Source organism: Streptomyces europaeiscabiei (assembly GCF_001550375.1).
Classification (GTDB): Bacteria; Actinomycetota; Actinomycetes; order Streptomycetales; family Streptomycetaceae; genus Streptomyces; species Streptomyces europaeiscabiei.
Map to the genome: position 1 here is coordinate 1 of NZ_LRTR01000218.1, position 11,071 is coordinate 11,071.

Genomic DNA, 11,071 nt, shown 5'->3' on the forward strand with positions numbered 1-11,071 from the left:
GGCCTGGTGCCGATGGCGACCGGCACGGACGGCGCCGGGTCGGTCCGTATCCCGGCCGCGTGGTGCGGCGTCGTCGGCCTGAAGACCACGAACGGGCGCCTGCCCTCCCCCGACCGCACCGGCCTCGCGGCGGCCGGCGTCCTCACCCGCTACGCGTCGGACGCGGCGGCGTACTGGCGCTGCGTGACGCAAGCGGGAGACGCGCAGGGTTCGGGAGACAGGGGAAGCGGCGGCACGAAGCACGACGGGCCGGAGCAGCCGTACGCGGCGGAGCGGCCGTACGCGGCGGAGCAGCCGTACGCGGCGGAGCAGCCGTACGCGGCGGAGCAGCCGTACGCGGCGGAGCAGCCGTACGCGGCGGAGCAGCCGTACGCGGCGGAGCAGCCGTACGCGGCGGAGCAGCCGTACGCGGCGGAGCAGCCGTACGCGGCGGGGACGACGGGGACGACCGGAACGACGCGAGCCGTTGCGGCGGCTGAAGTGACACAGGCGGCCGACGGATCTCCCCCCGTCGCCGTCTGGTCGGCCGACCTCGGCTTCGCCGACACCGATCCCGAGCCCGCCGCGATCGCCCACGGCGCCGTACTCCGCCTCGCGGACGCCGGTCTCGTACGACTCACGGGACTCACAGGACTCACGGGACTCACAGGACTCACAGGACTCGTGCGGCCGCCAGTACGCCAGGCACACCCGCCCGTCCACCAGGGCACCCCTCCCTCGCGGGCGGCGAACCCGCCCGAGCCGCAGCCGGGTCCGCCCAAGCAGCATCCGCATCGGCATCCGCTCCGCCTGGAGGACCCCGCGCCGGCCTGGCTCGCCCTCCGCGCCGCACCGACTCCCGACGCCCACCCGGCCCCCCTCCAGGCCGCCCAGGAACTCCGCGCCGAGAACGACCGGCGGCTCGCCGCCCTCTTCGCCGAGGTGGACCTGGTCCTCACCCCCACCACACCCAACGCGCCCCACGGTCACGACGGCCCAGGTGACCGCTACTCCACGGCTCTGACCTGGGCGTTCAACCTCAGCGGGCATCCCGCCACGAGCATCCCGGCCGGCTTCGACTCCGACGGCTGCCCGGTCGGCCTGCAGCTGGTGGCGCGGCACGGCGACGAGGCCCTGTTGCTGCGTGTGGCGGAAGCCGCCGAGGCCGTCCTGGAGTACCCCGACCCGGAAACGGAGACCCCGGCATGAGATGGACCGTCCACGGCGAACGCACACTCCACGACACCCCGTGGGTCAGGCTGCGCTCACTGGACGTCGAGCGGCCGGACGGCACGCGCGGCGACTACCACGTGGTCAGGCTGCGGGACCTCGCCGTCACCGCGGCCGTGGACGACCGCCGACGGGTCCTGATGATGTGGCGCCACCGCTTCGTCACGGACACCTGGGCCTGGGAGCTGCCCATGGGTCTGGTCGAGGACGGGGAGCGGCCCGAGGAGGCGGCGGCGCGGGAGCTGGAGGAGGAGACGGGGTGGCGGCCGGGGTCGCTGCGGGAACTGCTCCACACCCAGCCTGCGGCCGGGATCACCGACACCCGGCACTTCGTGTTCCGCACGGACGACGCCCGGCGTATCGGCGAGCCCACGGAACAGAACGAGTCGGACCGCCTGGAGTGGATCCCCCTGACCGATGTGCCCGGCCTGATCACCCGCCGGGAGATCGTCAGCAGCGCCACCCTCGTCGGCGTCATGGCCCTGCTGCTGGAACTGCCGCCTCCGGGGCCGACCGCACGTGAGTGACCCCCTTGGCAATGCATGCGTGCGCATATATTGTGCATGCGTGTAATCGTCGTGCGCCACATACCCAGGGGGGACCCCATGACCCGCCGATTCCTGTTCGTCCTCGGCAGCAGCCGGTCGGACGGCAACACCGAGATGCTGGCCCGCGCGGCCGCCGAGCAGTTGCCCGACGGGGTCGAACAGCGCTGGCTGGACCTCGCGGAGCACCCGTTGCCGGACTTCGAGGACCTGCGTCGCGACAGCGACCACGTACGGCCGGAGGGCGACAACAGGGCGTTGCTGCTGGACGCCACGCTCGCGGCCACGGACATCGTGATCGTGTCGCCGCTGTACTGGTATTCCGTGTCCGCCCACGTCAAGCGGTACCTCGACCACTGGTCGGGGTGGCTGCGCACCCCGGGTCTCGACTTCAAGGAGACGATGGCGGGCCGCACCCTCTGGGGCGTCACCGCGCTCGCCCACTACGAGGAGGAGGTCGCCGAGCCGCTCATCGGGACGCTCAACAACTCCGCCGCGTACCTGGGCATGCGCTTCGGCGGAGTCCTGCTGGGCAACGGCAGCAAGCCCGGTGACGTACTCCGCGACACCGCGGCACTGACCCGCGCGAAGACGTTCCTCACCGGGGAACCGCCGTTCGCGCGCTTTCCGTACGACACGGACGCGGACACCCACGCGGCTGCCGCCTGAGCGACGTCAGGCCGTGATGTCCTTCGCCGTGAACCTCGCCCACGCCGCCGACCCGAACACCGCCGCGTACAGGGCCTGGAGGCCGAGGTTGCGTTGGAGGTCGTCCCAGTAGACCGGCTCGCGCATGAGGTCGGCGAAGGAGAGCCAGTAGTGGGAGAAGAAGTACGGGTGGAGGGCGTCGAGCTGGGGGATCTGGTCGAGGATCTGCACGGTGATGAGCAGCCCGACCGTGGTGGCCATCGCGGCGATGCCACTGTTGGTGAGGGTGGAGACGAACAGGCCCAGGGCCGCGATCCCGATCAGTGACGCGGCCACCGCCAGCGCGATCAGCAGCGCCCGCACCAGGCCCTCGGCGAAACTGATCCGCGTACCGGAGATCGTCGTCAGATCCCCGAGAGGGAACAGCAATGCTCCGACCGCCAGTGCGGAGGCTGCCACGACGAGGGTCGCGACCAGGCAGAACGTCATGGTCGCCGCGTACTTGGTGAGCAGCAGCCGGGTCCGGCCGGCGGGTGAGACCAGCAGATAGCGCAGGGTGCCCGCGTTCGCCTCGCCCGCGATCGCGTCCCCGGCGATCACACCGACCGCCATCGGCAGGAAGAAGGGGAGCGTCGCGGCGAGCGCCGTGAACACCAGGAACAGCCCGTTGTTGGTGATCTGCGCGATGAACGCGGGCCCGCCGCCACCGCCGCCCCCACCGCCCGGTCCGCCGCCCGACCCGCCACCCGTCTCGATCCGCACCGCGATCCCGACGAGGACCGGCACCGCCGCGAGCACACCCAGCAGCGCGATCGTCCGCCACCGCCGGAAGGTCGTCACCAACTCGCTGCGGAACAGCCCGAAGGTCCACAGGAGGCTGGGTGTACGGGTGGCGACGGTGGGCGAAGCGGCTTCGGACGCCGCTTCCTCCGGCGTCGCTCCGCCACCGGACGTGCCGGCCCCCGGCGCCCGTTCCCCCGACGTATCAACCCGCGACATCGAAGCCCTCCCCAGTGAGCGCCACGAACGCGTCCTCCAGCGAGGCGCGTTCGAGGACGAAGCCGCGGACGCGAACGCCCGCGGTGACCAGTGCGGCGTTCAGTTCGGCGAGGTCGCGGTCGGGCGGTGGCGGTTCCGCCGTCACCCGGCCCCCCACGCCGGCCCCGACCCCGCCGACCCCAGCCCCAGCGGCCCCGTCCCCCTGCGTCACGACCACATCCCCGACGCCCTGCTCCTTGAGCACCCTGGCCGCGTCCGCCGTGTCGGGGGTGGTGACGACGAGGCGGCCGCGCGCGCCGGCGGCCAGTTCGGCCACCGGGCCCTGGATGAGGAGCCGGCCGTGGGCCATGACGGCGGCATGGGTGCACACCTGCTCGATCTCGTCGAGCAGGTGCGAGGAGAGGAAGACGGTGGTGCCGTCGGACGCCAGCTCCCGTACCAGGGACCGGATCTCCCGCATGCCCTGCGGATCGAGCCCGTTGGTCGGCTCGTCGAGGACGAGAAGACGGCGCGGCTGGAGCAGCGCCGAGGCGAGGCCCAGCCGCTGCTTCATGCCCAGCGAGTACGCCTTCGCCTTCTTGCCGGCGGCTGCCGCGAGCCCCACCCGGTCGAGCGCGGCCGCGACCCGCGTACGCCGGGTGCGCGGGTCGGCGGTCGGGTCGGCGGAGTCGTAGCGCAGCAGGTTGTCGCGGCCGGAGAGGAACCCGTACAGGGCGGGCCCCTCGATGAGTGCGCCCACGTGCGGGAGGACGGTCCGGGTGGCGCGCGGCATGGGCAGGCCGAGGACCCGGGCCGTGCCCGAGGTCGGCTCGATCAGACCCATCAGCATGCGGATGGTGGTGGTCTTGCCCGAGCCGTTCGGGCCGAGGAAGCCGAAGACGCTGCCGCTGGGAACCGTCAGTTCCAGGTGGTCCACGGCCACCTGGCCGCCGCGGAAGGTCTTGGTCAGCCCCTGGGTGTGAATGGCTGCGTCGGTCATGGCTCCCCTCGGGTACGGCCGGTGGGCCGGGACGGCGGTGTCGCCGTCCCGGCCCACCGGCCGGGCGTCGCTACTTCGCCGCGTTGGCCGCCTTCACCAGCGCGTCCTTGGTGACGGCACCCGCGTACACCTTGCCGTCGTCGGTGAAGAGCACGTTGATCAGCCGGGTCTTGAAGACCGTACCCGAGCCGAACTCGCCCTTGACCTGGTCGCCGAGGGAGTTCAGGAACCCGTCGACCCGGGCGTCGCCGGAGGAGTCGCCGCCGCCGGTGGGCATGCCGCCCTCGGCGCCGCTGTCGAACTCGGCGATGGTGCTCCAGCCCTTGCCGATGGTCTTCAGGCCGTCGAGGCCGCTGGCGAACTCCTCCTCAGAACCCTCGGGGCCCTTGGAGCCCTTGCGTTCCTCGATTCCCTTGCCGTCCTTGCCGTCCTTGGACGCGCCGTTCTTGCCGGACTCCTCGAACACGGAGTCACCGAACCCGGACTCGTGGTCGCCCGACTTCCCGGCCTCGTCGGCCTCGGTGACCTTCGCGCCCTTCGGCGGAGTGAAGTCGAACGTCGAGGCGCTCGGCTTGCCGAAGTCGACCTTCGTGAAGCCCGCGTCCACCACGGCCGCGCCGCCGCTCGCCGGGGTGAGCGTGAACTTCAGCGGCAGCCCCGTCTTCGAGTCGACGGCGATCGAGATCGCCCCGACCGTCGAACCGGACTGCTTCGGCTTGATCACCAGCTTGTAGGCGTCCCGTCCGGCGACCTGCGCGGTCCCGTCGACGGTCACGGACGTGGTGTCGTCGACGGCCTTCAGGGCCTCCTCGGCGAGCTTCTGCGGCGTGGCGGGCACGTCCTCGGCGGTGCCGGGGACGTCCTTCCCGGCTCGCTGGTCCTTGCCCTCGCCGGCGTCCTTCGCGTGGTACACCTCGTTCGAGGCGCTGTCGTACGCCCACAGGTCGTCGCCGTTGTGGATGACGCTGTACTCGGCGGCGTCGTCCAGCAGCGACAGCTTCTGCTTGTCGGGGCCGTCGGTGGCGACCCGCAACGTGTGGGTGCCGGTGGCGAGTTCGAGGAGCTTGGCGGAGGGGTCGGCGGCCGATCCGCCGTCACCCCCGGAGGGCGCCTGCGAGGCGAGGCCGCCCACGAGACCGCCCAGGTCGGGCAGGCCCAGATCCGTGGTGATCTTCACCGTGCCGGACACCTGCTGTACGTCCGAGGCGGCGATCTTCTCGATGAGTTCCTGCGCGCTGATCTTCGGCAGATCGGGGTCACCGGAGCCGGCGAAGGCCGGGACGAGCCCGATGGTCGCCGCGGCCACGCCCAGCACGGTGACCGGGACGACGTACCGCGCGGCCTTGCGTCGTCGTGCCGAACGCGTCTCCTCGGCCTCGGCCGCGAGCGCGGCGGCGTTGCCGGACCGGGCGCTGTCGTCGGTTTCGTACGGTGCCATGTGTGCCTTACCTCCGTCGTCGGCGGCGTCTACTCGTAGCCGCCATTCTCACCCGAATCGGTGAGGAGTGGTGATACCCATCTGACCAAATCGGCCGACGGGAATCGTCAGACTCGGGGCTCAACTCCGTGTACTGCTACGGGATGACATGGCGACCCGCGCGGTACGACAAGGCGAGGCGGCGCATCCCCGCACCCCGTAGGGGTCGTCAGGGGTGACAGCGCCGGCGGGTGCGGAGCCGGAGGATCCCGGCGGTGCTCGGCGGCAGCCGGCGGTGTTTGCCGGTTGTGTGACCTTGAGGTGCGACTCGGGACTGTCGCGGTCGCCGTGCGGTGGCTTGGAGACGAGCGATCCGGTGCCCCGCCCTCCCGGCGACCACCCTCCCGAGAACCGGCCTGGTGACCGACCCGGTGACCGCCCTGCGGCGACCGGGGGGCCATCACGTCGAGCCACCCGCGCACCGCCCGGAACCGGCGCGGCACCAGGCGAACGTGCCGACGGGCCGTGCTGTGCCGCACCGCGATCTCCTGGCCGTCCCCCGGCTTTGGCTGTCCGTGACCGCCGGGACCACGGTGGCGGCACCGGACGGCGTCACCGGCCGCGGCGGCCGGCGCGATGCCGAGGGCCATCGGACCCCGCGACACGGGCATGCGCCACGAAAGATCCCATAGCCCTCCGGACGGGTCCGGCAGAGCGGGCGGTGGCCGACCGGCGTGGTGCCGGACGGGTCCGGCAGAGCGGGCGATGGCCGACCGGCGTGGTGCCGGACGGGTCCGGCAGAGCGGGCGGGACTAACCCGCGCGGTGCACCACCGCGTCGCACAGTTCCACCAGCGCCGCCTTCGCGTCGCACTCCGGCAGCGGCGCCAGGGCGGCCCGCGCCTCCTCCGCGTAGCGGACCGTGTCGCGACGGGCCTGCTCAAGCGCGGGGTGGACGCGCAGTCGGGCCAGCGCCTCGGCGTGGCGGGCGTCGTCGGTGAGGTCGGAGTCGAGCAGCTCGCACAGGGCGATGTCGTCCGGCAGTCCCAGTCGCCCCGCCCGCTCACGCAGTCGCAGCACCGGCATGGTCGGCACACCCTCACGGAGATCCGTGCCGGGCGTCTTGCCGGACTCGTGCGAGTCGGAGGCGATGTCGAGGACGTCGTCGGCGAGCTGGAAGGCGACGCCGAGCCGCTCCCCGTACTGGGTCAGCACGTCGACCACGGTCTCGTCGGCGCCCGCCATCAGCGCGCCGAGCCGCCCGGCGACCGCGACCAGCGACCCGGTCTTGCCGCCCAGCACGTCGAGGTAGTGGTCGATCGGGTCGCGTCCGTCGCGCGGCCCGGCGGTCTCCAGGATCTGCCCGGTGACCAGCCTTTCGAAGGCCTCGGCCTGGATGCGGACGGCGTCGGGACCGAGGTCGGCGAGGACGTGCGAGGCACGGGCGAAGAGGAAGTCACCGGTCAGCACGGCCAGGGAGTTGTCCCAGCGGGCGTTGGCGCTCGGCACACCCCGGCGCACCTCGGCCTCGTCCATCACGTCGTCGTGGTACAGCGTGGCGAGATGCGTCAGCTCGACCACCACCGCCGAGGGCACGACACCCGGCGCGTAAGGGTCGCCGAACTGCGCCGCGAGCATCACCAGCAGCGGCCGGAACCGCTTGCCGCCCGCGCGCAGCAGATGCTGGGCGGCCTCCTGGATGAACGGGACCGCGCTCTTGGTCGCCTCCAGCAGACCCTCCTCGACGGCCGCCATTCCGGCCTGGACATCGGCTTCGAGAGCCTGGTCCCGCGCGCTCAGCCCAAACGGCTCGACGACGGTCACGAGGGTTCTCCTGTCTGCTGACGTCTGATGACGGTCACACGGTCGGTCTAGGTCGCTCTCACAGTCGATGACAAAGTTTGTCGATCTGTCGCTGTCATCACCCGAGTCAGCGTATCCGGTCACCTTTCGATCACCACGAGCGCCCACGGGTTCGCCCCAGGCAGTAGGGGACCACACTCCTCATATTCTTGATCAACTGATACGCGCCGATATCCACCGACGCGCGTGCCGGACCCGCCCTCGACGGCCCGCCCCGGGTACCCGCCCCTCCCCCGGAGACGCCCACACGCCCCCTGCCGACCGGATCCGCGCCCGCACACCCGCCGTTTTCCACCCATATACACCCCACCCAGCCAGCCCGAGTTGACCGATTTGCCGCTTACGGAGCACTTCACCCGACTCCTCCCGTGAGTTGGGTCACGAGCGCCCCGCACGGACCCTTCGCCCCACGTCGGCGACTTTCCCTTTGCGGTAGGCAAGTTGAGCCGCGAAAGCCACCCGGAGCCAGGGGCCGAATCACATCAAACTCAAGGTCAACTGGATCAAAGCGCCAAATCAGGACTTGTTCCGGTCGTGTGCTCTCGCATACGTTCACACCTCGTCCGGACGGACCGCCGAATCCTGCCGCCGCCCCGGACTCCCCACCCATCACCACTCATCCACGCACGGCAGGAGCGGGGGACCCAGGTAAGCCGTCGGTCCGATTTTCCCCATTCGGACCGGCTTGGGGTGAAGCCACGCGCAGTACGCCCAGCGGACGCCGCACGCACAGCGACCGCCGGGACGACACGCACGGCCGGGCATCTCCAGCCCGAACCCGACAGCTCACCCCGCAGGCGACGGAGAGGAATTCACCATGCCCGCACAAGGCAAACACCGCCGCCCCAGAAGCAACGCGCTGACCCGTGGCATCATCGCCGCCGGAACGGGCGGGGCCGCACTGGCCCTCCCGCTCACGGTCGCCACGACCGCGAACGCCGCCGCCCCGGCCCAGGCCGCCACCTCCGTACAGTCGGCGCCGCAGTCCGCCCCGGCCGCGGCACAGCCCGCCTCCCGGACGTACACCGTGGTCTCCGGTGACACGCTCTCCTCCATCGCGCGGAAGCACCACACCAAGGGCGGCTGGCAGCGGCTCTACAAGGACAACCGCACGACCATCGGCGACAACCCGGCACTGATCCGGCCGGGCCTGAAGCTGAAGGTGAACGCGACGAAGTCGTCCACTGCGCAGAAGTCCTCGACGGCGTCCACGGCCTCCACGGCCACGCAGGCGTCGGTCAAGACCTACGCGAACAACCTCGACGGCTGGATCCGCGAGTCGCTGGACATCATGGCGCAAAAGGGAATTCCCGGGACGTACAACGGGATCTACCGCAACATCATCCGCGAGTCGTCGGGCAACCCGCAGGCCATCAACAACTGGGACTCCAACGCCGCCGCGGGCACCCCGTCGAAGGGCCTCCTCCAGGTCATCGACCCGACGTTCGCCGCCTACCACGTGTCCGGCACCCCGTACGACCCCTACGACCCGGTCGCGAACATCACGGCGGCGTGCAACTACGCCGCCGACCGGTACGGCTCGATCGACAACGTCTTCGGCGCGTACTGAGCCTCCGGCTCCCCCTTCCTCCCGTGCGTGACTGTTCCCCTGGGCCGGCGGGCCCAGGGGAACAGTCATGCACGGGAGCAACCGTTCACCGAAGGACGGTTCACGCAGGAGCCGTCACAGGAGGAGCCCAGGAGCCCCTCACGGAGGGGCCGTCACGGAAAGAGCCGTCACGGGAAGAGCTTCTCCAGCACCACCGCGATGCCGTCGTCCTCGTTGGAGAGGGTCACCTCGTCTGCGACGGCCTTGAGTTCGGGGTGGGCGTTGGCCATGGCGACCCCGTGCGCGGCCCAGTCGAACATCGGGATGTCGTTGGGCATGTCCCCGAAGGCGATGGTCCGGTCCGGCGTCAGTCCGAGATGGTCGGCGGCCAGGGCGAGGCCCGTCGCCTTGGTGATGCCGCATGGCTGGAGTTCGACGGTGCCGGGCCCCGACATGGTGACCGTCGCCAGCGAACCGACCGCCATGCGCGCCGCCGAGGCCAGCTCGTCGTCGGACAGGTAGGGATGGCGCAGCAGCACCTTGCTGATCGGCTCGCACCACAGGTCGTCCCGGCGCGGCACCCGTACGGCGGGCAACGTGGGGTGCGGCATGAGGTAGCCGGGCTCGATCAGGGTGAGTCCGTCTACCCCGTCCTGGTCGACGGCGGCGTACACCTGTCCGACCTCCGCCTCGATCTTGCCGAGCGCGGTCTCGGCGAGTTCCCGGTCCAGGGTGACGGACCAGAGCAGCCGGTCCGCGCCGTGGTCGTACAACTGCGCGCCCTGCCCGCACACCGCGAGCCCCCTGCTGCCGAGGTCCTCCAGCAGTGGTCGGACTCTCGGTGCCGGCCGTCCCGTCACCACGAGATGCTGAGCACCGGCCTCCGTGGCCCGCGCCAGCGCGGCGAGGGACCGGTCGGAGAGCGTGTCGTCACTGCGCAGGAGCGTTCCGTCCAGGTCAGTGGCGATGAGTGAATATGCGGTGGGAGCGGCCATGATCAGAGAATACGGATGCGGCGCCCCATCGGTTCGACGCGAACCGGACGACGTCCGGCATCCCGACCACCCCACGGTGCCGCCATGTCAACACCCCTTGCCCGAACGCGAGTTCACGGAGTCGGACGGGGGTCGCGCCGCTTGAGGCGGCCGCAGGCCCTGAACGGGACGCGGGGCCGTATCGACATGCGGCTCCGCCGGCTGGGCGCGAACACCCCCCGCACCCCCGCACCTCGCGACCCACCGCTCCCACCCGGGCTCATCCCGGATTCGGCTCACCCGTGCGCCGCCGCGAGATGCCGGGCCAACCGGGGCGAGGCGAACTCGGTCCCGCACACGAACCGCATCACCGGCCCGTACGACGCGGCCGCCGGCAACCCCGTGAAGTACAGCCCCGGTATCGACGACCGGAAGCCGGCCCCGAGCACCGGTGTCCCCCGGCTGACCTCCAGCTCCGTACGGAGTTCATGCCCGAGGAAGCCCATCGCGCCGAGGTCGACGCGGTACCCGGTCGCCGCGATGACATGGTCCGCGGCCACCTCCTCGATACGGCCCTCGTGCCCCCGCAGGGCCAGCAGCGGGCGCCCGTCGACGACACCGGCCCGCACGATCCGGTCCACCTCCCGTACCTCGACCCGCCCCTCGAACCGCTCACGCAGCCACCACGCGCCCAGCGGCCCGAGCACCCGGCGGACCAGGAAGTGCCGGGTGGTGGCGGGCAGGTACCGGTACGGGTGGGGGTAATAGGAGAGCGCGTACAGCGACCAGGCCCGCCCGAACGGCGACTCGGGGCGCAGCCGTGGCTGGTTCCACGGGGGCGCGCCAAAGGCCACCGCGCCCCGGCCGCGCGCCACCACACGCACCCGCG

Annotated in this window: 9 protein-coding genes, 1 pseudogene and 1 riboswitch; of the genes and pseudogenes, 4 read left to right on the plus strand and 6 right to left on the minus strand. The window is 71.5% G+C overall.

The features are described from left to right. From AWZ10_RS53605 to AWZ10_RS10740, 3 genes are all read left to right on the plus strand, one after another. Nucleotides 1-1,188: amidase family protein (locus tag AWZ10_RS53605; RefSeq protein ID WP_244172456.1), on the plus strand; the 1,188-nt coding region annotated here is incomplete at its 5' end. Continuing rightward, nucleotides 1,185-1,736 carry an NUDIX domain-containing protein gene (locus AWZ10_RS10735; protein ID WP_046708801.1) on the plus strand — a complete coding sequence of 184 codons (552 nt, stop codon included), beginning with the start codon at nt 1,185-1,187 and terminating at the stop codon, nt 1,734-1,736. The genes AWZ10_RS53605 and AWZ10_RS10735, both read left to right, overlap by 4 nt. Nucleotides 1,737-1,814: 78 nt before the next feature. Continuing rightward, a complete protein-coding gene (locus tag AWZ10_RS10740; RefSeq protein ID WP_046708800.1) occupies nt 1,815-2,423 on the plus strand; it encodes a flavodoxin family protein in 609 nt (202 codons plus the stop codon). A gap of 6 nt (nt 2,424-2,429) precedes the next feature. On the opposite strand, the gene AWZ10_RS10745 is transcribed toward AWZ10_RS10740, so the two are convergent. From AWZ10_RS10745 to AWZ10_RS10760, 4 genes are all read right to left on the minus strand, one after another. Further along, nucleotides 2,430-3,401 (minus strand): ABC transporter permease, encoded by a 972-nt coding sequence (locus tag AWZ10_RS10745; protein ID WP_060890950.1) that lies wholly within the window; start codon nt 3,399-3,401, stop codon nt 2,430-2,432. Beyond that, on the minus strand, nt 3,388-4,380 hold the full coding sequence (locus AWZ10_RS10750; RefSeq protein ID WP_060890952.1) for an ABC transporter ATP-binding protein: 993 nt from the start codon (nt 4,378-4,380) through the stop codon (nt 3,388-3,390). The genes AWZ10_RS10745 and AWZ10_RS10750 overlap by 14 nt, the downstream gene beginning before the upstream one ends. Nucleotides 4,381-4,450: 70 nt before the next feature. Beyond that, nucleotides 4,451-5,818 carry a LolA family protein gene (locus tag AWZ10_RS10755; RefSeq protein ID WP_060890951.1) on the minus strand — a complete coding sequence of 456 codons (1,368 nt, stop codon included), beginning with the start codon at nt 5,816-5,818 and terminating at the stop codon, nt 4,451-4,453. 791 nt (nt 5,819-6,609) lie between these two features. Then, a complete protein-coding gene (locus tag AWZ10_RS10760; protein WP_046707246.1) occupies nt 6,610-7,620 on the minus strand; it encodes a polyprenyl synthetase family protein in 1,011 nt (336 codons plus the stop codon). A 642-nt stretch (nt 7,621-8,262) separates the two neighbouring features. Continuing rightward, nucleotides 8,263-8,474, plus strand: a riboswitch (cyclic di-AMP (ydaO/yuaA leader). Between the two features lie 2 nt (nt 8,475-8,476). On the opposite strand from AWZ10_RS10760, the gene AWZ10_RS10765 reads away from it, so the two are divergent. Further along, nucleotides 8,477-9,229: a LysM peptidoglycan-binding domain-containing protein gene (locus AWZ10_RS10765; RefSeq protein WP_046705646.1), complete on the plus strand. Its 753-nt coding sequence runs from the start codon at nt 8,477-8,479 to the stop codon at nt 9,227-9,229. 167 nt (nt 9,230-9,396) lie between these two features. Here the strand turns inward: AWZ10_RS10765 and AWZ10_RS10770 are convergent, their stop codons facing one another. Together AWZ10_RS10770 and AWZ10_RS10775 are read right to left on the minus strand one after the other, a co-directional pair. Then, the gene (locus AWZ10_RS10770; protein WP_037693778.1) at nt 9,397-10,203 is read right to left on the minus strand and encodes a Cof-type HAD-IIB family hydrolase; all 807 of its coding nucleotides are present in this window, start codon (nt 10,201-10,203) and stop codon (nt 9,397-9,399) included. A 275-nt stretch (nt 10,204-10,478) separates the two neighbouring features. Then, nucleotides 10,479-11,071, minus strand: a pseudogene (locus tag AWZ10_RS10775) (NAD(P)/FAD-dependent oxidoreductase); the annotation flags it as partial.